At 70.4% G+C, this 20,821-nt stretch carries 16 protein-coding genes; 6 read left to right on the top strand and 10 right to left on the bottom strand.

Annotated features, from left to right (window positions below):
• Position 1: 1 nt before the first annotated feature.
• From LK06_RS28700 to LK06_RS28685, 4 genes are read right to left on the bottom strand one after another with little or no spacing between them, the layout of a single operon-like run.
• Positions 2–781 (bottom strand): CDP-alcohol phosphatidyltransferase family protein, encoded by a 780-nt coding sequence (locus LK06_RS28700; protein ID WP_071659295.1) that lies wholly within the window; start codon positions 779–781, stop codon positions 2–4.
• Positions 759–1,820: an iron-containing alcohol dehydrogenase family protein gene (locus tag LK06_RS28695; protein ID WP_039655444.1), complete on the bottom strand. Its 1,062-nt coding sequence runs from the start codon at positions 1,818–1,820 to the stop codon at positions 759–761. Before LK06_RS28695 ends, LK06_RS28700 begins: the two co-directional genes overlap by 23 nt.
• Positions 1,808–2,560 carry a phosphocholine cytidylyltransferase family protein gene (locus LK06_RS28690; RefSeq protein ID WP_039655443.1) on the bottom strand — a complete coding sequence of 251 codons (753 nt, stop codon included), beginning with the start codon at positions 2,558–2,560 and terminating at the stop codon, positions 1,808–1,810. The genes LK06_RS28695 and LK06_RS28690 overlap by 13 nt, the downstream gene beginning before the upstream one ends.
• Positions 2,557–4,374: a DUF5941 domain-containing protein gene (locus tag LK06_RS28685; protein ID WP_043434577.1), complete on the bottom strand. Its 1,818-nt coding sequence runs from the start codon at positions 4,372–4,374 to the stop codon at positions 2,557–2,559. Before LK06_RS28685 ends, LK06_RS28690 begins: the two co-directional genes overlap by 4 nt.
• Positions 4,375–4,963: 589 nt before the next feature.
• Between LK06_RS28685 and LK06_RS28680 the strand changes: the two genes are divergently transcribed.
• A complete protein-coding gene (locus LK06_RS28680; protein ID WP_039655441.1) occupies positions 4,964–5,905 on the top strand; it encodes a cation diffusion facilitator family transporter in 942 nt (313 codons plus the stop codon).
• Positions 5,906–6,093: 188 nt separating this feature from the next.
• Positions 6,094–6,687 carry an isopentenyl-diphosphate Delta-isomerase gene (idi, locus tag LK06_RS28675; protein ID WP_039655440.1) on the top strand — a complete coding sequence of 198 codons (594 nt, stop codon included), beginning with the start codon at positions 6,094–6,096 and terminating at the stop codon, positions 6,685–6,687.
• Positions 6,688–6,817: 130 nt separating this feature from the next.
• Here idi and LK06_RS28670 read toward each other — a convergent pair whose 3' ends face one another.
• On the bottom strand, positions 6,818–7,312 hold the full coding sequence (locus tag LK06_RS28670) for an ATP-binding protein (RefSeq protein ID WP_078858990.1): 495 nt from the start codon (positions 7,310–7,312) through the stop codon (positions 6,818–6,820).
• A 281-nt stretch (positions 7,313–7,593) separates the two neighbouring features.
• Between LK06_RS28670 and LK06_RS28665 the strand changes: the two genes are divergently transcribed.
• Both LK06_RS28665 and LK06_RS28660 read left to right on the top strand, forming a co-directional pair.
• On the top strand, positions 7,594–8,361 hold the full coding sequence (locus tag LK06_RS28665; protein WP_039655438.1) for an enoyl-CoA hydratase/isomerase family protein: 768 nt from the start codon (positions 7,594–7,596) through the stop codon (positions 8,359–8,361).
• 202 nt (positions 8,362–8,563) lie between these two features.
• Complete coding sequence (locus LK06_RS28660) at positions 8,564–10,975, top strand: Tex family protein (protein ID WP_039655437.1); 2,412 nt, start codon at positions 8,564–8,566, stop codon at positions 10,973–10,975.
• Between the two features lie 161 nt (positions 10,976–11,136).
• Here the strand turns inward: LK06_RS28660 and LK06_RS28655 are convergent, their stop codons facing one another.
• A complete protein-coding gene (locus LK06_RS28655; protein ID WP_043434573.1) occupies positions 11,137–12,777 on the bottom strand; it encodes an ABC-F family ATP-binding cassette domain-containing protein in 1,641 nt (546 codons plus the stop codon).
• Between the two features lie 305 nt (positions 12,778–13,082).
• On the opposite strand from LK06_RS28655, the gene LK06_RS28650 reads away from it, so the two are divergent.
• Positions 13,083–14,576, top strand: a complete 1,494-nt coding sequence (locus LK06_RS28650; RefSeq protein WP_039655435.1) for a M1 family metallopeptidase — start codon at positions 13,083–13,085, stop codon at positions 14,574–14,576.
• A gap of 95 nt (positions 14,577–14,671) precedes the next feature.
• Here the strand turns inward: LK06_RS28650 and LK06_RS28645 are convergent, their stop codons facing one another.
• From LK06_RS28645 to LK06_RS28635, 3 genes are read right to left on the bottom strand one after another with little or no spacing between them, the layout of a single operon-like run.
• On the bottom strand, positions 14,672–15,580 hold the full coding sequence (locus LK06_RS28645) for a PfkB family carbohydrate kinase (RefSeq protein ID WP_039655434.1): 909 nt from the start codon (positions 15,578–15,580) through the stop codon (positions 14,672–14,674).
• The gene (locus LK06_RS28640; protein ID WP_039655433.1) at positions 15,577–16,065 is read right to left on the bottom strand and encodes a macro domain-containing protein; all 489 of its coding nucleotides are present in this window, start codon (positions 16,063–16,065) and stop codon (positions 15,577–15,579) included. The genes LK06_RS28645 and LK06_RS28640 overlap by 4 nt, the downstream gene beginning before the upstream one ends.
• 52 nt (positions 16,066–16,117) lie before the next feature.
• Positions 16,118–17,584, bottom strand: coding sequence for an amino acid permease (locus LK06_RS28635; RefSeq protein WP_043404826.1), 1,467 nt, complete (start codon positions 17,582–17,584; stop codon positions 16,118–16,120).
• Positions 17,585–17,851: 267 nt separating this feature from the next.
• Between LK06_RS28635 and LK06_RS28630 the strand changes: the two genes are divergently transcribed.
• On the top strand, positions 17,852–18,598 hold the full coding sequence (locus LK06_RS28630; RefSeq protein WP_039655468.1) for a MerR family transcriptional regulator: 747 nt from the start codon (positions 17,852–17,854) through the stop codon (positions 18,596–18,598).
• Positions 18,599–18,604: 6 nt separating this feature from the next.
• Here LK06_RS28630 and LK06_RS28625 read toward each other — a convergent pair whose 3' ends face one another.
• Positions 18,605–20,782, bottom strand: coding sequence for a 3-hydroxyacyl-CoA dehydrogenase NAD-binding domain-containing protein (locus tag LK06_RS28625; protein WP_043432487.1), 2,178 nt, complete (start codon positions 20,780–20,782; stop codon positions 18,605–18,607).
• Positions 20,783–20,821 lie beyond the last annotated feature (39 nt).

Raw genomic sequence — 20,821 nt, 5'->3', positions numbered from 1 at the left:
CTCACCGCAGCCTGCTGGAGGCGAGGATGGACACCAGGTGCAGCAAGGTCTGCAGCAGGGCGATGCCGGCGAGAACGGCGGTGCCGAGCCGGGTGAAGAACAGTCCGCCGTGGATCTGGTCGGCGATCGCCAGGACCAGGATCAGCAGTGCCGCCTCGATGCCGAGGATCAGGCGGTGGAACTTCAGCGCCGAGGCGGCCCGGCGGGCCAATGCCATGCCGGAGGAGCGCGGTTCGGAGGCCGCCTCCTGCACCGGGGGCTTCCCGGCCTGGTGGCGAGCGACGCCCACCAGGTCGGTCTCGGCCTTGATGAGGATGGCGCCGAGGGCGGCGAGGGTGCCGAGGAACGCCCACAGCCAGTCGGTGCCGCCGCTGCCCCACAGGCCGGTGGCGCGCAGACCGAGGCCGACCAGCACCGCGGCATCGGTCAGGTAGGCGCCCACACGGTCCAGGTAGACCCCGCTGAGCGAATACTGCTGTTTCCAGCGGGCGACCTCACCATCGACGCAGTCCAGCAGCAGGTACAGCTGGGTGGCCAGCACACCGAGCACGGCGCCCGCGATGCCCGGCACCAGCAGGGCCGGGCACGCGAGCACACCACAGACGGTCATCAGGTACGTGAGCTGGTTGGGCGTAACCTTGGTGTTCACCAGGTAGCGGTCGACGCGCAGGGACACCTCACGCATGTAGAGGCGTCCCGCCCAGTGCTCACCGCTGCGTCGGTCCTTCACCCCGACGGGGTGGACGACCGGACGGAGTTCAGCTACCGATGGCCTTGACATAGTCGGCGTAGATGTCCTTGATCTGGTTCGTCTTGAGGTCGAGGTGTTCGAGGATCGTGTAGCGGCCGGGACGGGTCTCCGGGGCGAATTCCACGGCCCGGACGAACTCGTCCACGGTGAAGCCGATCTCCTCCGGCAGCACCGGCAGTCCGTGACGGCGCAGCACCTCGGCCATGTACGCCGACTCCTCGTGCGCTCCGCGCAGGTACATCGCGAAGGCGGCGCCCAGTCCGCACTGCTCACCGTGGGCCGCGGCCCGCTTCGGGTAGAGCAGGTCGAAGGCGTGGTTGATCTCGTGGCAGGCCCCGGAGGACGGGCGGGAGTCGCCCGACACGCTCATCGAGATGCCGGTGAGCACCAGTGCCTCGGCCAGGACCTGCAGGAATCCGTCGTCGCCGACTCCGCCCGGGTGCCGCAGCACCGACTCTCCAGCCTGGCGGGCCATGGCGGCGGCGAGACCGTCGATCTTCTCTCCGTTGACGCGCTTGGACAGTTCCCAGTCGGCGACGGCGGAGATGTTGGAGATGACGTCGCCGATGCCGGAGCGCACGTAGCGGACCGGCGCCTCCCGGATCACGCCCAGGTCGATGACGACCGCGATCGGATTGGGCACGCCGTACGAGCCGCGGCCCGCGTCGTTGTCGAGGGTGGCGACCGGCGAGCACAGGCCGTCGTGGGCGAGGTTGGTGGCGACGGCGACCAGCGGCAGGCCGACACGGGCCGCCGCGAACTTGGCGCAGTCGATGATCTTTCCGCCGCCGAGGCCCACGACGGCGTCGTAGTGGCCGCCCTTGATGTCGCCGGCCAGGCGCACCGCGTCGTCGATGGTGCCGCCGCCGACCTCGAACCAGCTGGCGCCGGGCAGCGAGGGTGCGACGCGCTCGCGCAGCCGGGCGCCCGAGCCGCCGCTGACGGCGATGGCGAGCCGGCCGGAGTGGGAGATCCGCTCGTCGGCGAGGATGCCCGCGAGGTCGTCGAGGGCACCCGGGCGGATGTCCACGACGACCGGCGACGGGATCAGCCGGGTCAGTACTGGCACGCGATCTCCCGTCCGCGAGCGAGGTCGTCGTGGTTGTCGATCTCCACCCACTGAACGTCACCGATCGGCGCGACGTCGATCCGGAAACCGCGGTTGACCAGCTCCTGGTAACCGTGCTCGTAGAACTGCTGGGGGTCGGCCTCCCAGACCGTCCGCAACGCGTCGACCAACTCCGCGGCAGCGTCGCCCTCGATCAACGTGACGCCGATGTACTCGCCGGTCGCCTCGGCCGGGTCCATCAGCTTGGTGATCTTCCGGACACCCTTCTCGGGGTCCACGACGACCTTCATCTCCTCGTCGGCCAGCGACTTCACGGTGTCGAGGGCGAGGATGACCCGCCGGCCCTCGCCACGGGCGGCGAGCAGCGTCTTCTCGACGGAGACCGGGTGCACGGTGTCGCCGTTGGCGAGGATCACACCGTCCTTGAGGGCATCACGGCCGCACCACAGGGAGTAGGCGTTGTTCCACTCCTCAGCCTTGTCGTTGTCGATGAGGGTGAGCTTGAGTCCGTACTCCGCCTCCAGCGCCGCCTTGCGCTCGTACACGGCCTCCTTGCGGTAACCGACGATGACCGCGACCTCGGTCAGCCCGATCTCGGCGAAGTTGGCGAGGGTCAGGTCCAGGACCGTCGGCTCACCCTCCACGCCCGCGGGGCCCACCGGCACCAGAGCCTTGGGCAGGGTGTCGGTGTAGGGGCGCAGACGCCGTCCGGCGCCAGCCGCCAGCACAAGGCCGATCATGCGGGTTCTCCTTCATCGTGTACGGCGGGCGCGCCGCCCTGGTGGGCGGCCACCCAGAAGCGGATGCTCTCGGTGAGCACCAGGAGGGCAACGGCCACGGCGAGGACCGTGAGCGCGACCGTGAACTGCGGGGCGGTGAGCACCGCGGCCAGCACGGTGACGAGCACCGTCCGCCCTTCGTGCCCCCCGATGGTGCGCACCAGCCAGGCCGGGGGCGCTCCGGCGTTCCCGCGGATGCGGTACACCGTGTCGTAGTGATGGTAGGCGACGGCCGCCACCAGGCCGAAAGCCGCGGGAAGGGCCCCGTTCACCCCCGCGTTGGCCGCGAGGGCGAGGACGGTGCCGTACTCGGCGGCCCGGAAACAGGGCGGAACCAGCCAGTCGAGGGCGCCCGTGAGGGGGCGGGCGACGGCGAGGGCCGAAGTGAGGACGTAGCCGAGGGTGGCGATGACGGGGAGCACACCGCCGAAGTCCGTCAGTGCCGAGCAGACCACGACGGCGGCTCCGCCCACGAAGGCGACGGCGGGCACGGCGAGACCCGGCAGGCCTCGCTTGACCAGGCCCTTGACGGTCTCGGCGAGCGGACCGGAGTCGGCGAGATCTGCCAGCGCCCGCGCCGCCCGGTCGGTTCGCCCGGTCCGGCGGGTCACCGAGCGCAGCACCCGGCCCGCCGTGGTGTACGCCGCGGCGAAGGCACAGCCGACGAGCAGGGCGTAGAAGGTGATGCGGGGGGTGGTCACGGCGGTGAGGACCGCGATCATGGCCCAGCGCTCGCCGATGGGCAGGACGATCATCCGGCGTGCCCAGACCGTCCAACCGACGGTGTCGAGCCTGTCGGACAGGGCGGCGGTGGGACTGGTGCTGGCGGTGGCCGCAAGGTCCCCGGTGTTCGCCTCGTTGAAGGAGAAGTCGACCACGTGCCGACAGGTCTGCAGGATCATCGCGCCGAGCGCGAGGGCCCACACGTCGTCGCCGCCGCGGGCCGCGCCGAGGGCGAGACCGGCATAGTAGGCGTACTCCTTGGCCCGGTCGAAGGTGGCGTCCAGCCAGGCGCCGAGTGTGGAGTACTTCAGGGCGTAGCGGGCGAGCTGGCCGTCGGTGCAGTCCAGCACGAAGGAGGCGATCAGCAGCGCACCGGCCGCGATGAAACCGCCCCGTGTGCCGGTGGCCGCGCAGCCGGCCGCGATGAGAGCGGTCACCAGCGACGCCGTGGTGACCTGGTTGGGGGTCAGGCCACGGCGGGCGCACCAGCGGGCGAGGTAGCGCGAGTACGGGCTGATGAAGAACGTGGTGAAGAAGCCGTCGCGGGACTTCACGGCCGACTTCAGGCGTACGGCCTCGTCGTCCACGGCGGCCACAGCCTGACGAGCCTCGTTGCGGGTCTGCGGGTCGGCGGGGACTGCGGCGACCAGGCTGCCCAACTCGGGCCGGTGCACATCGCCGCCGTCGGCGACGAGAGCGGCGACGACGCGGTCGGCGAGGCTGTCGACGGCCACCGCCGTCCCACCGCCGGTGGAGGTCCCGCACGCCACCGCCCGGGCCAGTGCCGGTCGCGCGGCCGGCTGGGCCGTGACGGCACCGGGGACGGCGGCGAGCGGGAAACGCGGGTCGGTCAGACCGAGGCGGAGCGCATGCGGGTGGCCGACGAAACGACCGTCCACCAGTGCCACGCGGTCGCCGGCCGGTACGGCGGAGAGCAGGACCTGGGCCTCGGTGGCGTCCGCGGCCAGCCGCACGTCGAAGCCGAGCGACCGCAGATCGTTCTCAAGCGACGATCCGGGAACCTGTTGACCGGTGACGATGGCGGTCGGCAACCGAACTCACTCCCTGGGTGCCGACGCGCTGACGCCGGTCTTCTGCGTGGTGGGACGCCCCTGCCTGCGGCACCCGGGCGGCATGTCGGCGAAGGCTACCGGATGCACTGAAGCCCGTGTTCACCGGCCGTTCATGGACAGGCCCACGGCGGCTGCCCGGGACTTTGCCGCGATCATCATGGGTGATGCGGGGCCCGGCCCACAAACCGCGGTCGCAGACCCGGGCATCCGGGACACGGCGGCCGGTCGGCATCGGGTTGACGGCTATGACGTGGCTGGTCACCGGCGGAGCCGGATCCATCGGGGCGCGTGTGGTGCGGGTCAGGGACGCTGCCAGGAGAGCGTCGTGCCGATTCGGCGGAGCCGGCCGCGCGGATGCTGGGCTGGCGGGCACGGCGCGGAGTGCGGGATGGTCGCCTCGGCCTGGCGGGGGCTGACAGTTGCACCGGGGTGGCGAGCCGGAAGTCTCTGACCTGCGATTCGTTTCCGCAGGTCAGGGCACATGACAACGGTGTTCAGTGCCGCGTTGCCGGATACCCCCCACCCGTAGTTCACTGGCTGCGCTGACGGCACACGAAGGGCGGTAGTCATGGGGGCAGGGCACGACCACGGGCACGCGCACTCCCACGCGCCGACCACGGGTACGGCCACGGCTGCGTACCGAGGGCGGCTGCGCATCGCGCTGGGCATCACCCTCACGGTGATGCTGGTCGAGATCGTCGGCGGCGTGGTCGCGGACTCGCTCGCACTGATCGCGGACGCGGCACACATGGCGACCGACGCGCTGGGGCTCGGCATGGCGCTGCTCGCGATTCACTTCGCCAGCCGCCCACCGAGCACCAACCGCACCTTCGGCTACGCCCGCGCCGAGATCCTCGCCGCGTTGGCCAACTGTCTGTTGCTGCTCGGCGTCGGCGGATACGTCCTCTACGAGGCGATCGAGCGGTTCGTCACTCCTGCGGACACCCATGGCGGGCAGATGATCGTGTTCGGCCTGATCGGCCTCGTCGCGAACATGGTCTCGCTCACTTTGTTGATGCGCGGGCAGAAGGAGAGCCTGAACGTGCGCGGCGCCTTCCTGGAGGTGGCCGCGGACGCACTGGGCTCGGTGGCGGTGTTGGTCTCGGCGGCGGTGATCCTGACCACCGGCTGGCAGGCCGCCGACCCGATCGCCTCGCTGGTCATCGGGCTGATGATCGTGCCCCGGACGTTGAAGCTGCTGCGCGAGACGCTGAACGTACTGCTGGAGGCGGCCCCCAAGGACGTGGACATGACGGAGGTCCGAGCGCACATCCTGGCGCTGGACGGTGTGGAGGACGTCCACGATCTGCACGCCTGGACGATCACTTCCGGGATGCCCGTACTGTCCGCGCACGTGGTGGTCGGTCCCGACGCGCTCAACGCCATCGGCCACGAGAAGATGCTGCACGAGCTCCAGGGCTGTCTGGGCGACCACTTCGACGTGGAGCACTGCACCTTCCAGTTGGAGCCGGGCGGGCACGCGGAGCACGAGGCTCGGCTGTGTCACTGACCGGTGGCCGCCGCCGTCCGCATCCGCGTGCGACACCGGTGAGCGGTTCCGGGCGGCGGACACCGGGCACGATGACCCACCGGGCCCCGCTTCCGGTGCCGCGCCGCGCGCGGTCGTGCCGGGAAGTGCCGGGAGTGCCGGATTCGTACGGCAGACTTGGGGTGCGAAGACCTAGGCGAAGGATGGGTATGCCGATCACACCTGCCACCGCGACGCACAGCTCGTCCAACGGCACCGCAGAGGCGATTTTGCTGGAACTGGTCGACGAGAAGGGTGTGACGACCGGTACGGCGGAGAAGCTCGCCGCCCATCAGCCACCGGGCCAGTTGCACCGGGCGTTCTCGGTGTTCCTCTTCGACGAACAGGGCCGGCTCCTGCTCCAGCAGCGGGCGCTGGGCAAGTACCACTCCCCCGGCGTGTGGTCCAACACCTGCTGCGGCCACCCCTACCCCGGCGAGGCGCCGTTCGCGGCGGCGGCCCGTCGCACGCACGAGGAGTTGGGGGTGTCCCCCTCTCTCTTGGCGGAGGCGGGGACCGTCCGGTACAACCACCCGGACCCGGTCTCGGGCCTGGTGGAGCAGGAGTACAACCACTTGTTCGTCGGCCTGGTCCAAGCGCCGCTCGCACCGGACCCTGAGGAGATCGCCTCGACCGCCTTCGTGACGGCCGCCGAGTTGGGGGAACGGCATGGCCGGGACCCCTTCTCAACCTGGTTCATGACCGTCCTGGACGCGGCCCGTCCGGCCATCAGGGAGCTCACCGGCCGCTCCGCGGGCTGGTGAGCGGCTCCTGGCACGTCCTGGGGCCCGTCGCGCCCCGGCCGGAATCCGGGTGTGAGCCCGGGCCCGGCCCGTGTCAGGGTCGGCTCGCAACCGGGCGGTACGACGGTGTCCGGGCGGCCCGGTCCCCGCGTTAGCGGCGTGTTGCGGGCTTGAGCGGAAGAGCGGCCCAGATCACCTTGCCACCGCTCGCCGTGTGCTCCACGTCGACCGTTCCGCCCGCCTCCCGGGCCACCTCACGGACCAGGAGCAGGCCCCGGCCCCCGGTCCGGCCGTGGTCGGCTTCCAGGGCGGTCGGACGGTAGGGGTGGTTGTCCTCGACGGACACCCGTACCCACTCGGCTCCGACGGCGACCTCCACGGCCAGCATGGGCGACAACAGCGCCGCGTGTTTGACCACGTTGGTGACCAGCTCGGAGACGATCAACAGCAGGCCGTGCACCAACTCGTCGGAGGCCGGTACGCCCTGGCGCACCAGCAGGTCCCGTACCGCGCGCCGGGCCTGCGGGACCGAAGAGTCCACGGCTGCGGCGGTAAATCGCCAGACGCCCTCGTACGGTAGTGGTTCGGGCGGCCGCTGGGCGCCCCCCGCTGGGCGCGGGTCTCCCCCGCGCCCGTGGTTGTCCATCGTTCGGTCTCCACCCTCGCGCTCGATTGTCACCACACGTCGAGTGTTGGTAACGATCCCCTCGGCCCCGAATGCCTGAACAGAAGTCACCAGGTATCGACGCTTTCCGGCCGACTGTGCATGACACGGTCACATGGAGGACCGTTCCTGTCTCTTTCCGTCGGTGGTTCCGTGCAGCAGGCGGCACCCGGCCCCTGCCGGTGATCTTGCCCGCGGGACGTGCCCTGCTCCCGGTTCCCCCCGTCCCATCCCGCGGCGGACCTGCCGATACCATCCCGCGCATGGAGCCTCAGCTGTCGCACCGGATCACCGACTCCGTGGCCACCGTAGTCATCCGCCATCCGGCCAAGCGCAACGCCATGACGGCCGCGATGTGGCGGGCCTTGCCGCCGCTGCTGGAGCGGTTCGCGAGCGACCCGGGTGTGCGGGCGCTGGTGCTGACCGGGGAAGGCGGGACCTTCTGCGCGGGTGCGGACATCACCACGCTGCGGGAGTCTCCACAGCAGGCGCAGCAGCTGTCGGTGGCCGCCGAGGAGGCTCTGGCCGCGTTCCCCAAACCTTCCCTCGCCGCGGTACGCGGGCACTGTGTCGGCGGCGGCGCGCAGCTCGCGGCCGCCTGCGACCTGCGGCTGGCGGAGGAGGGGGCGCAGTTCGGGGTGACGCCGGCGCGGCTGGGCCTCGTCTACCCCGCGTCCTCCACCCGGCGGCTGGCCTCGCTCGTAGGTCCGTCGGCGGCCAAGTATCTGTTGTTCAGCGCCGAGTTGATCGACGCTGGTCGCGCGTTGCGCACCGGGCTCGTGGACGAGGTGCTACCGGAGGGCGAACTGGACAAGAGGGTCGGCGATCTGACCCGGATCCTGACGGCCCGTTCCCAACTGACCCAGGCGGCGGCGAAGGAGTTCGCGAACGGCCGGACCGACCGGGACGCGCACTGGGCGGAGCAGGGACGCGACAACTGCGACACGATGGAGGGCGTCGCTGCGTTCCTTGAGCGCAGGCAGCCGCACTTCACATGGAGCATGACGTACCCCGAAGGAGCGGGAGCATGACGTTCCCCGAAGGACGCGGCTGGGTCCGTGAGGTCCGGCGAGGAGGTGCCCGGAGCCGGGCGCCGCTGTCCGGCGGCGCGTCCGGTCCGGCCCCCAGGAACCGAGCCCGCCACGGGGCTCGCCGGGCCGCCCTGATCCCCAGTTGTCCGCGCCACCTGCCACAATTGCCGCGCAACCTCAGTGGAGAAGGCGGTACGGGATCGTGACGACACCCGGATCCATCGAAGTAGGGTCCATCGAAGGCAGGATCGCCGAGGAACTCGGCGTACGGGAGCGGCAGGTGAAGGCCGCGGTGGAACTGCTCGACAGCGGTTCGACGGTGCCCTTCATCGCCCGCTACCGCAAGGAAGCGACCGAGCTGCTCGACGACGCCCAGCTGCGCACGATCGAGGAGCGGCTACGCTACCTGCGGGAGCTGGAGGAGCGGCGGACCGCGATTCTGGAGTCGGTGCGCGAGCAGGGCAAGCTCACCGAGGAGTTGGAGGCCCGTATCCGGGGCGCCGAGACCAAGGCGCGTCTGGAGGACGTCTACCTCCCTTACAAGCCCAAGCGGCGCACCAAGGCCCAGGTCGCGCGTGAAGCGGGCCTGGAACCGCTCGCCGAGGGTCTGCTGGGCGACCCGACGGTCGAGCCGCTGGCCGCCGCTGCCGCATTCGTGGACGCCGACAAGGGGGTCACGGACCCGCAGGCCGCGCTGGAGGGCGCGCGGGCGATCCTCACCGAGCGGTTCTCCGAGGACGCCGACCTGATCGGCGAGCTGCGCGAGCGCATGTGGGGGCGAGGGCGACTGGTCGCGAAGGTGCGGGAGGGCAAGGAGGCGGCAGGCGCGAAGTTCGCCGACTACTTCGACTTCGCCGAGCCGTTCACCGAGCTGCCCTCGCACCGCGTGCTGGCGATACTGCGCGGTGAGAAGGAAGAGGTCTTGGACCTGGTCCTGGAGCCGGAGGAACCCGCCGAATCCGCCGGGTCCGGGCCAGTGCCGTCGTCGTACGAGGGGATCGTCGCACGCCGGTTCCAGATCACCGACCGGGGCCGTCCCGCCGACAAGTGGCTGACGGACACGGTCCGCTGGGCCTGGCGCACGCGCATCCTGGTCCACCTCGGCATCGACCTGCGTCTGCGGTTGCGTACGGCGGCGGAAGACGAGGCGGTGAACGTCTTCGCCGCGAACCTGCGCGACCTGCTGCTGGCCGCCCCGGCCGGTACGCGGGCGACACTCGGGCTGGACCCCGGCTTCCGTACGGGAGTGAAGGTGGCCGTGGCCGACACCACCGGCAAGGTCGTCGCTACGGACGTGATCTATCCGCATGTCCCGGCCAACAAGTGGGACGAGGCGATCACCAAGCTGGCCGGACTCGCCAAGCAGCACGCGGTCGAACTGGTCGCGATCGGCAACGGCACGGCGTCCCGCGAGACCGACAAGCTCGCGGGTGAGCTGATCGCCCGGCACCCGGAGCTGAAGCTCACCAAGGTGATGGTGTCCGAGGCGGGTGCCTCCGTGTACTCGGCATCGCAGTACGCCTCACAGGAACTGCCCGGCATGGACGTCTCGCTGCGCGGTGCGGTCTCCATCGCCCGACGGTTGCAGGACCCGCTGGCCGAGCTGGTGAAGATCGACCCGAAGTCCATCGGGGTGGGCCAGTACCAGCACGACCTGTCCGAGACGAAGCTGTCCCGCTCGCTGGACGCAGTGGTCGAGGACTGCGTCAACGGTGTCGGCGTGGACGTCAACACCGCCTCAGTGCCGCTGCTTTCACGGGTGTCGGGCATCTCCGCCTCCCTCGCCGAGAACATCGTGGCGCATCGGGACTCGAACGGCCCGTTCGCCTCGCGTTCGGCGCTGAGGAAGGTGGCGCGGCTCGGCCCGAAGGCGTACGAGCAGTGCGCGGGCTTCCTGCGCATCCGGGGCGGCGACGACCCGCTGGACGCCTCCAGCGTGCATCCGGAGGCCTATCCGGTGGTGCGCAGCATGGTGAAGACCTCGGGCCAGGAGGTGGCCTCGCTGATCGGCAACACGGCGGTGCTGCGCTCGCTGCGGCCTGCCGACTTCGTGGACGACACCTTCGGCCTGCCGACCGTCACCGACATCCTGAAGGAACTGGAGAAGCCGGGGCGCGACCCGCGTCCCGCCTTCAGGACGGCCACCTTCAAGGAGGGTGTGGAGAAGATCTCCGACCTGTCTGCGGGGATGGTCCTGGAGGGGGTGGTCACGAACGTGGCCGCCTTCGGCGCGTTCGTGGACGTCGGCGTCCACCAGGACGGGTTGGTGCACGTCTCGGCGATGTCGAAGACGTTCGTCAAGGACCCGCGGGACGTCGTGAAGCCGGGCGACATCGTCAAGGTGAAGGTCCTCGACGTGGACATCCCGCGCAAGCGGATCGCACTGACCTTGCGGCTGGACGACGAAGCCGGCCCGCAGGCACAGGGCGGTGGACGGCAGCAGCGCGGCACCCGCCCGCCCCAGCAGCGCCAGGGCGGCCAGGGACAACGGCAGGGCCGTGCGGGCGGCGGCCGGGGCGGTGACCGGGGCGGCCGGCAGGCTCCTGCCCCGGCCAACAGCGCCATGGCCGACGCCCTGCGCCGCGCAGGTCTGCTCGACCCGAAGAAGCGCTGACCCCCGGCCCCGGGCCCTCGCCATGCGGGGCCCGGGGCCGCCGGAGCAGGCGCCTGGGCGACGCGGCCTCGGGCCGGTGTCCGGACGGTCAGGCGGTCGCGCCCATGTTCCCGGACACCGAAAGCGGGCCGGGCGGCGGCAAAGGCCGCCGCCCGCTGAGGTCAGCGCTCCGTCAGGTTGCCGTCCACCATCTCCAGACGCCTGGTGACCCGAACCACGTCCAGCATCCGCCGGTCGTGGGTGACCAGGACGAGGGTGCCTTCGTACCCGTCAAGGGCCGACTCCAGTTGTTCGATGGCGGGCAGGTCCAGGTGGTTCGTCGGCTCGTCCAGCACGAGGAGGTTCACGCCCCGGCCCTGCAGCAGCGCGAGTGCGGCGCGGGTACGCTCACCCGGAGAGAGGGTCGCTGCCGGACGCAGCACATGGCCGGACTTCAGCCCGAACTTGGCGAGCAGGGTACGCACCTGCTCCGGCTCGGTGTCGGGAACGGTCGTGCAGAAGGCTTCGAGCACCGTCTCGGGGCCGTGGAACAGCTTGCGGGCCTGGTCGACCTCGCCCACCAGCACACCGGAACCGAGTGCCGCGTGCCCCGAGTCCAGCGGGACACGGCCCAGCAGAGCACCGAGCAGGGTCGACTTGCCGGCGCCGTTGGCCCCGGTGACCGCGATCCGGTCCGCCCATTCGATCTGCAGGGACACCGGGCCGAAGGTGAAACCGCCGCGCCGGACCTCGGCATCACGCAGGGTCGCCACGATCGCGCCCGAGCGTGGGGCGGAAGCGATCTCCATGCGCAGTTCCCACTCCTTGCGCGGTTCCTCGACCGCGTCCAGACGCTCGATCATGCGCTGGGTCTGCCGGGCCTTGGCCGCCTGCTTCTCACTGGCCTCGCTGCGGAACTTGCGGCCGATCTTGTCGTTGTCGTTGCCGGCCTTGCGCCGGGCGTTCTTCACGCCCTTGTCCATCCAGGCCCGCTGCACCTGGGCGCGTTCCTGGAGGGCGGCCTTCTTCCCGGCGTAGTCCTCGTAGTCCTCTCGGGCGTGCCTGCGGGCCACCTCGCGCTCCTCCAGGTAGGCCTCGTAGCCGCCGCCGTAGAGATTGATCCGCTGCTGGGCGAGGTCGAGTTCGAGGACTCCGGTGACGGTGCGGGTGAGGAACTCGCGGTCGTGGCTGACGACGACCGTGCCCGCGCGCAGGCCGGTGACGAAGGCTTCCAGCCGTTCCAACCCGTCGAGGTCGAGGTCGTTGGTGGGCTCGTCGAGGAGGAAGACGTCGTAGCGGGACAGGAGCAGTGAGGCGAGGCCGGCCCGGGCCGCCTGGCCGCCGGACAGTGAGGTCATCGGCCGGTCCAGGTCCACGACCAGGCCGAGGGAGTCGGCGACCTCCGCTGCGCGTTCCTCTAGGTCGGCTCCGCCGAGACCGAGCCACCGTTCTAGGGCGGATGCGTAGGCGTCGTCGGCGCCGGGTGCTCCCTCGACCAGCGCCCCGGTCGCCCCGTCCAGCACGCGCTGCGCCTCGGCGACGCCGGTGCGGCGGGCCAGGAACGCACGGACCGTCTCCCCCGGCCTGCGCTCCGGTTCCTGGGGCAGATGCCCGACGGTTGCGCTGGGCGGGGACAGGCGCAGTCCGCCCTGCTCAGCGGGGGCGAGTCCGGCGAGCATCCGCAGCAGCGTGGACTTGCCCGCGCCGTTGGCGCCGACCAGCCCGATCACGTCTCCGGGTGCGACGACGAGGTCGAGCCCGGAGAAGAGCGAGCGGTCGCCGTGCCCGGCGGCGAGGTTCTTGGCGACGAGGGTGGCAGTCATCAGGACGCCGATCCTAATCGGCCGCGCACCGCCTATCAGCCACGTTCTCCTCGGGTCGCCGCCCTGTGCCCCGCCCGGAATCCAGTCCGGCGCCGGCGGACTGCCCGGGCGTTCGGCACCGACTCCCGGAGGCACGCGCGCAAGGTGCTCCGGTCGCCCCCCTTGCAGAAGAGGGCGGCAGGGAGACGCGTGGCCGGTTCGGCTGAATGGCGATCGTGTGACGGCGGGTGCCGTGGACAGTTCGAGGGTCACCAGGACTGAATGGTCTCCGAACGCACTTCCCGCCCCGACGACTTGGAGCTGACGTGCACCGCAGAATCATCGCGCCGGGCGCACTGGCGGCGGCCTCCCTCCTGCTGGCGATCCCGGCATCGGCCGCGAGCTACTCCCCCGGCGCACCGGGTATCGGTGACCCCTACTACCCGTACTACGGCAACGGCGGCTACGACGTCTCCCACTACGACCTGAGACTGAAGTACCAGCCGACGACGGACGAACTGCGGGGCACGGCGACGATCCTGGCGCGGACCACGCAGGACCTCTCCAGCTTCGACCTGGACTTCCTGCTGGACGTCAGCGAGGTGCGGGTCAACGGGATCCGAGCGGCCTTCGCGCACTCCGGACAGCACGAGCTGGTCGTCACCCCGAGGACTCCGCTCGCCAAGGGCACTCCACTGTCGGTCGTCGTCCGCTACCACGGGGTGCCGTCCGCGAAGACTGCCTACGGTTTCACCACCTGGCACCGCACACCGGACGGCGCGGTCGCGGCCGACGAGCCCGAGGCCGCCTGGTGGTGGTTCCCGAGCAACGACCATCCGAGCGACAAGGCCACCTACGACGTGTCGGTGGCCGTGCCGGACGGTATGCAAGCCATCTCCAACGGCACACTGCAGTCGACCAGTTCGCGGCTGGGTTGGACCCGCTACAACTGGAGGCAGAACAAGCCTCAGGCCACCTACCTGGCCACGCTCGCACTGGGCAGGTTCGACATCACCACCAGCACCTCCGAGGGCGGCGTACCCGTCGTCAACGCCTACAGCAAGAACCTCGGCGACAACGACGGGGCGGCACGGGCGAGTGTGGAGCGCACCGGGGAGATCGTCGACTGGCTGAGCGGCTACTTCGGGCCGTATCCGTTCGGTTCGGCCGGCGGGTACGTGCCGGACACCACCACCGGGTACGCGCTGGAGACGCAGACCCGCGTCTACTACAGCCCCAAGCAGTTCGCGAACGGCTCCAACACCTCGGTGGTCGTACACGAGTTGGCCCACCAGTGGTACGGCGACGACGTGTCGCTCAAGGGCTGGAAGGACATCTGGCTCAACGAGGGTTTCGCGCGGTACGCGCAGTGGCTGTGGTCCGAGCACGAGGGTGAGGGCACCACGCAGGAACTCGCCGACTACGTGTACGCCTCGCACCCGGCCGACGACGCCTTCTGGACCGTGAAGCCCGGCGACCCGGGCCCGGACAACCAGTTCGACATCGCCGTCTACGACCGCGGCGCGCTGGCCATCCAGGCCCTGCGCAACGAGATCGGCGACAAGGCGTTCTTCACGATCCTGAAGGGATGGCCGGAGAAGCACGCATACGGCAACGCCTCGGTGGCCGACTTCAGGAGGTATGCCGAGCAGGTGTCCGGCAAGCCCCTGTCCGCGCTGTTCGACACCTGGCTGTTCCACACGTCGAAGCCGGCCGCGCCTGCAGCACGCACCGCATCCCTCGCGGCGGCCTCTACCACTGTCGCCCAGCCGAAGTCGTGGCGGACGATCGAGGCCACCAACGACGTGCACGGACACTGAGAGCGGCGGACGGACGCCGGGGGCGTGGGGCACGGGTACTGAGACGGCTGCACGGACGCCGAGTGGCGTGCGCGGGGGCCGAGCCCCCGGTGCGCCTACCGCTCTGGCTCGTGCGCCCGCCGCAGGAGGTCGTCCCGGCCCACCGCCTCCGCTCGGCCGGCCGGGACGGTGCACGCATGGGCGCCCGCGATCGCGCCGTACCGTGCGCATCGCCCTGGCGACTCACCGGAGAGCAGGCCGTAGAGGAACGCGGCGGCGAAGGCGTCGCCCGCGCCGTTGGAGTCGACCACGGGCGCGGGCGGGGCAGCCGCCGGTATCCGGGTCAGCTCGCCGTCGGTCAGCAGGTACGCGCCCCGCGCACCGGCGGTGGCCACGACGGTCCCGGCTCGGCCCCGCTCGGCGATGCGCCGCATGGTCCGCTCGGGTTCGGCCAATGCGGCGGCCGACAGGAAGACGATGTCGGCCGCATACGCGAACGGTTCGTGGTAAGGGTTCCGACCGTCCCAGTCGTGCAGGTCCGTGGAGAGCGGCACCCCGGTCTCCCGCAGCACCGGTAGCGCCCGGGCACAGGGCGGGGTGATGGTCAGGTGCACGTGCCGGCTCGCGGCGGCCAGCTCGCGCAGCGTGGCCTCGGGGAAACGGTCACCGGGGCGGCCGCGTGTGGTGTCGTACAGGGACTGGCGGCGGCCGTCCGGACCGACCAGGTTGACCGCCCGTCTGGTCCCTGCGGGCTGCGGGAAGGTGGTGAGGGTGATGCCGTGCTCGCGGTGCAGGGCGCGGACCAGGTCGCCCTCGGGATCGTCGCCGAGCAGGTCGAGGTGGTGGGTGCGCAGGCCGAGCGCGGCCAGGCCGACCGCGACGAAATCGCCGGTCTGCCCGGCCCGGGTGCGGATGCCGGAGTCGACCGGGAAGCTGTCGGCGTAGGGCAGGGGCAGGCCGGGGACGTGGATGACGGTGTCCACGCCCGCTCCGCCCAGCACCAGCACATCGGTTGCCCCGGTCATCGGCCGTCCTCCCCCCGGTCGTACACGGTCACCGCAATGTGGCGTTTCACCAGCCGCTCGGTGAGGAGCGGCTCGACACGGGACCGGATGCCGCCCGCCAGGCCGCAGCCTATACGGGGCATGTGCACGGACGCGCCGAGTCCGTGCACATGGCCGGCGAGGCGGCCCAGGGCGGTGTCGATCGCCTCGTAACGGACCGGAACGCCCCCGCTTCCGGTCCTGAGCCCGTGCTGGCCGATCATGTTGGCCACCCACAGGTGCGGACCCACCTGGACCAGTTGGACCGCCCCCAGCGCGAAGTCGTTGTGCGCACGGTCGCGGTGCCAGGCACGGTAGGTCGCCTCGGGCTCGGGCCAGCGCGCTGAGAGCGCCCGGACGGAGCCCTTCCCCCAGCCGCCGATGTCGTTGCAGACATGGGCGATCACTGTGGTGCCCTTGGCCGACGGCACGGTGGCGTCACCCCGGACGTAGCTGATCTCCGACATGGCGCCACCGTAGGCGATGCCACTGACAGTGGCCCCGTTGGCACCAGACCGGCTACTTGGTGAGTTCGGACAGCTCCCGGTCGGCTTGCCTGGACATCCGGCTGCGGACGCCGAACCAGCCGGCCACCAGCATGAGGGCGATCACCGGGATGAGGAGCAGGGTCTTGCGGCCGACGCCGGGGTCGTCCCCCATCATGCCGAGGCAGACCAGCAGGAAGACGATCGTGGCGACTTCGGTGAACGGGCTGAACTTCAGCCGGAAGTGCGGTCGCGTCACCAGGCCGGCCCGGGCGCGGCGCACGAAGACCAGGTGGCAGATCATGATGATCACCCAGGTGCTGATGATGCCGAGTGAGGCGACGTTCAGCACGATCTCGAAGGCCTGGCTGGGCATCAGGTAGTTGAGTCCGACGCCGAGCACACAGACGGCGCAGGTCAGCAGGATGCCGCCGTAGGGCACCTGGCTGCGGTTCATGCGGGCGGTGAACCTGGGCGCGGATCCGGCCATGGCCATGGAGCGCAGGATGCGTCCGGTGGAGTACAGGCCGGAGTTCAGCGAGGACATGGCGGCCGTCAGCACGACGAGGTTCATCACGTCACCGGCCGCCGGAATGCCGATCTTCGACAGCACGGTCACGAACGGGCTCTGGCCCGCGGAGTACACCGAACCGGGCAGCAGCAGCGCGAGCAGCACCACCGAGCCGACGTAGAAAAGGCCCACGCGCCACATGATCGAGTTCACCGCGCGCGGGACGACCTTCTCCGGTTCGGCGGTTTCGCCAGCGGCGACACCGACCAGTTCCAGGGCGGCGTAGGCGAAGATCACACCCTGCATGACCAGGACGACCGGCATCATGCCGTGCGGGAAGACGCCGCCGTTGCTGGTGATGACGTCCAGACCGGGCCTGGTGCCGCCCACGTCGTGCCGGGTGGCGAGCAGGAAGACACCGACCAGCATGAAGCTCACCAGCGTGGCGACCTTGATGATCGCGAACCAGAACTCCATCTCGCCGAAGATCTTCACCGAGATCAGGTTCACGGCGAGGACCACCGCGAGGGCGATCAGCGCCAATACCCACTGCGGGGTGCTGATGAACATGCTCCAGTAGTGCGTGTAGAGGGCGATCGCAGTGATGTCCGCGATGCCGGTGGTCGACCAGTTCAGGAAGTACATCCAGCCGGCGACGTAGGCGCCCTTCTCGCCGAGGAACTCACGTGCGTAGCTCACGAAGGAGCCGGAGGAGGGGCGGTAAAGGACCAGTTCACCGAGGGCGCGGACGACGAAGAAGGCGAAGACGCCGCAGACCAGGTAGGACAGGGCGAGTGCTGGGCCCGCGTCGTGCAGGCGTCCGCCAGCGCCCAGGAAGAGGCCGGTGCCGATGGCTCCGCCGATGGCGATCATGTTGACATGGCGGGCCTTCAGGTCCTTGCTGTAGCCGGCGTCGCCCGCGTCCGCGGGCGTCCCGGCCGTCTGGGACCGGGTGGTGGCCTGTGCCGATTCCACGGCGTCCTTGCTCACGGGGTGGTACCACTTCCTGGTGCGCCCGGGCCCACGGGCCCGGGTGTCCGTACGTTCTCGGGCCGCACCACCTTGATGTGTCGTGGTACAGACCAGGACAGCAGCTTCCCAGAAAGATCACCCGTCATGCGGTGGCCATGATCACACAGCGGCCTTTCTCACATGGTGGTGAGCCGGTCGATCCAGTGGCGCGGACCAGCGGTGCTCATGGTGTCCAAGCCGCTGGGGAGGTTTCACAGCATCGGTGAGACAGCGATACTGCTGCACATGACGACGGACGCGACGACCGATGCCGGGGAGCCCGCCCTGACCATCGACGAGCTGGCCGCGCGGGCGGGCGTCACGGTCCGCACGGTCCGCTTCTACGGCACCAAGGGTCTCCTGCCGCCACCAGTGATCGGCCCGCGCCGGGTGGGCCGCTACGGCCGCGAACACCTGGCACGGTTGATGCTGATCGAGGAGATGCAACACCAGGGCATGACCCTCGCGGCGATCGACCGGCACCTGCAGCAACTGCCGGCCGACATCGGCCCGCACGACCTGGCGATCCACCGGGCGGTCGTCGCTTCCTGGGCACCGGACAGTGTGGAAACCGTGTCCCGGCGGGAACTTGACCGGCGCGCGGGACGAGCACTGGAGGAGCAGGAGGTGGACCGGCTGGCCGCCATGAACGTGGTCACCCGGGACGGGGAGTCCTGGCGCGTGGACTGCGGTCTACTCCGACTCGCGGTGCAGCTGCTGGACGTGCCGCTGTCGCAGGAAACGATCCTCGCCGCCCGGACCGTGCTGAGCGAGCACGCGCGCGCCGCCGCGCACGAGTTGTCGGGACTGCTGCGGCAGGCGGTGGCTGAGCGCGACGCACGGGACGTGAAATCGCTGTCCGCCCATATGCACCCGCTGGTGGTGCAGGCCCTGCTCACCACCTTCCAGCGTTCGCTGAAGGAGGAGTTGCGCCAATGGCTGGACGGTGCGGCGGCCCCGGAGACCGGCCCCCGGGGCACACCGTCCGGGTGAGCGGCGTCAGCGCGCGTCGGTGAACGTCTGCTTCTCCTCGGCCTTCCGCACCAGCAGTGCGGGCGGGTTGAACCGGTCGCCGTAGCGCTCGGCCAGCTCACGGGCGCGGGCTACGAAACCGGGCAGGCCGCCTGCATAGCCGTTGATGTACTGGAGGACACCGCCGGTCCAACCGGGGAAGCCGATGCCGAGGAGAGAGCCGATGTTCGCGTCGGCGACGGATGTCAGGACACCCTCTTCGAGCAGGCGTACGGTGTCGAGCGCCTCGGCGAAGAGCATCCGCTCCTGCATGTCCCGGAACGGGATCTCGTATCCGGGCTTGGTGAAGTGCTCGCGCAGGCCCGGCCAGAGCCCCGCCCGCTTGCCGTCCTCGGTGTAGTCGTAGAAGCCGGCGCCGCCGCTGCGGCCGGTACGACCGAACTCGTCGACCATGCGGTCGATCACCGTGTCTGCCGGATGCGCCGACCAGGTGCCCCCCGCCTCCTCGACGGCCTGCTTCGTCTCGGCCCGGATCTTGCGCGGGAGGGTGAGGGTCAGCTCGTCCATGAGCGAGAGCACCCTGGCGGGGTAGCCGGCCTGGGCAGCGGCCTGCTCCACGGAGGCGGGCTCGATGCCCTCACCCACCATGGCGACGCCCTCGTTGATGAAGTGGCCGATCACCCGGGAGGTGAAGAAGCCGCGCGAGTCGTTCACCACGATCGGCGTCTTGTTGATCTGCCGGACCAGGTCGAACGCGCGCGCGAGGGCCTGGTCACCGGTCCGCTCGCCCTTGATGATCTCGACCAGCGGCATCTTGTCGACCGGGGAGAAGAAGTGCAGCCCGATGAAGTCGGCCTGCCGCTCCACGCCCTCGGCGAGCGCGGTGATGGGCAGGGTGGAGGTGTTGGAGCACAGTAGCGCGTCGGGGGCGACGACGGACTGGATCTCCTGGAACACCTTGTGTTTGAGGGCGGTGTCCTCGAAGACGGCCTCGATCACCGCGTCGCAGCCCGCGAGGTCGGCCACCTCGGCGGTGGGTGTGATCCGGGCGAGCAGCGCGTCGGCCTTCTCCTGGCTGGTACGGCCCTTGGCCACGGCCTTGGCGCACAGCTTCTCGGAATAACCCTTGCCCTTGGCAGCCGCATCCGGGGAGACGTCCTTGAGGACGACATCGATGCCGGCGCGGGCGCACGCGTAGGCGATGCCGGCGCCCATCATGCCGGCGCCGAGGACGGCGACCCTGCGGACCTGGCGGGGCTCGACCCCCTGGGGTCGACTGGCACCGGAGTTGACCGCCTGGAGGTCGAAGAAGAACGCCTGGATCATGTTCTTGGCGGTCTGCCCGGTGACCAGTTCGGTGAAGTAGCGGGTCTCGATGGTGATGGCGGTGTCGAAGTCGACCTGCGAGCCCTCGACGGCCGCCGCCATGATGTTGCGCGGCGCCGGGTAGGGGGCGCCGCCCAGTTGCTTGCGGAGGTTGGCCGGGAAGGCGGGCAGGTTGGCGGCAAACTTCGGCTGGGCCGGGGTTCCCCCGGGGATCCGGTAGCCGGGGACGTCCCAGGGCTGGTGGGACTCGGGGTGCGCGTCGATGAAGGCGCGGGCCTGGGCGAGCATCTCCTCGGGGGTGTTGGCGACCTCGTGGACCAGGCCGTTCTCCAGGGCGCGCCGGGGCGGGTACTGGGTGCCCTGCAGCAGCACCTTCAGCAGCGCGTCCGTGATGCCCATCAGGCGGACGGTGCGGGTGACGCCGCCGCCCGCGGGCAGCAGGCCGAGGGTGACCTCGGGCAGGCCGATCCTGGAGCCGGGAGCGTCCAGGGCGATGCGGTGGTGGGAGGCGAGCGCGATCTCGTAACCGCCGCCCAGGGCCGCGCCGTTGATGGCGGCGACCACCGGCTTGCCGAGGGTCTCCAGGCGGCGCAGCGCATTCTTGATCTCGGTCGCGGTGTCGAAGACATGTTGGGCGTCCTCGGGGCGGGCCTGGATCATGTCCTTGAGGTCGCCGCCCGCGAAGAAGGTCTTCTTGGCCGAGGTGAAGATGATGCCGCGGATGGAGTCCTTCTCGGCCTCCGCGCGCGTGGCGATCGCCGAGATGGAGGCCCGGAAGGCCTGGTTCATGGTGTTGGCGGACTGATCGGGGTCGTCCAGGACGAGGGTGACGACACCGGTGTCGTCCTGCTCCCAGCGGATGGTGGTGCTTTCGGTCATGGCAGTGGTCTCCGTTGAAGTCTCTTGGTTCCGCGGGGA

Origin of the sequence: Streptomyces pluripotens, assembly GCF_000802245.2 — a bacterium.
Lineage (GTDB): Bacteria > Actinomycetota > Actinomycetes > Streptomycetales > Streptomycetaceae > Streptomyces > Streptomyces pluripotens.
This window is presented reverse-complemented; position numbering and strand designations above follow the sequence as displayed.

Coding starts and splice junctions, on each gene's coding strand:
- LK06_RS28640 (WP_039655433.1), bottom strand. CDS start 16,065: ATGTCGGAGATCAGCTACGTCCGGGGTGACGCCACCGTGCCGTCGGCC.
- idi (WP_039655440.1), top strand. CDS start 6,094: ATGCCGATCACACCTGCCACCGCGACGCACAGCTCGTCCAACGGCACC.
- LK06_RS28630 (WP_039655468.1), top strand. CDS start 17,852: ATGACGACGGACGCGACGACCGATGCCGGGGAGCCCGCCCTGACCATC.
- LK06_RS28645 (WP_039655434.1), bottom strand. CDS start 15,580: ATGACCGGGGCAACCGATGTGCTGGTGCTGGGCGGAGCGGGCGTGGAC.
- LK06_RS28690 (WP_039655443.1), bottom strand. CDS start 2,560: ATGATCGGCCTTGTGCTGGCGGCTGGCGCCGGACGGCGTCTGCGCCCC.
- LK06_RS28655 (WP_043434573.1), bottom strand. CDS start 12,777: ATGACTGCCACCCTCGTCGCCAAGAACCTCGCCGCCGGGCACGGCGAC.
- LK06_RS28670 (WP_078858990.1), bottom strand. CDS start 7,312: ATGGACAACCACGGGCGCGGGGGAGACCCGCGCCCAGCGGGGGGCGCC.
- LK06_RS28700 (WP_071659295.1), bottom strand. CDS start 781: ATGTCAAGGCCATCGGTAGCTGAACTCCGTCCGGTCGTCCACCCCGTC.
- LK06_RS28665 (WP_039655438.1), top strand. CDS start 7,594: ATGGAGCCTCAGCTGTCGCACCGGATCACCGACTCCGTGGCCACCGTA.
- LK06_RS28625 (WP_043432487.1), bottom strand. CDS start 20,782: ATGACCGAAAGCACCACCATCCGCTGGGAGCAGGACGACACCGGTGTC.
- LK06_RS28680 (WP_039655441.1), top strand. CDS start 4,964: ATGGGGGCAGGGCACGACCACGGGCACGCGCACTCCCACGCGCCGACC.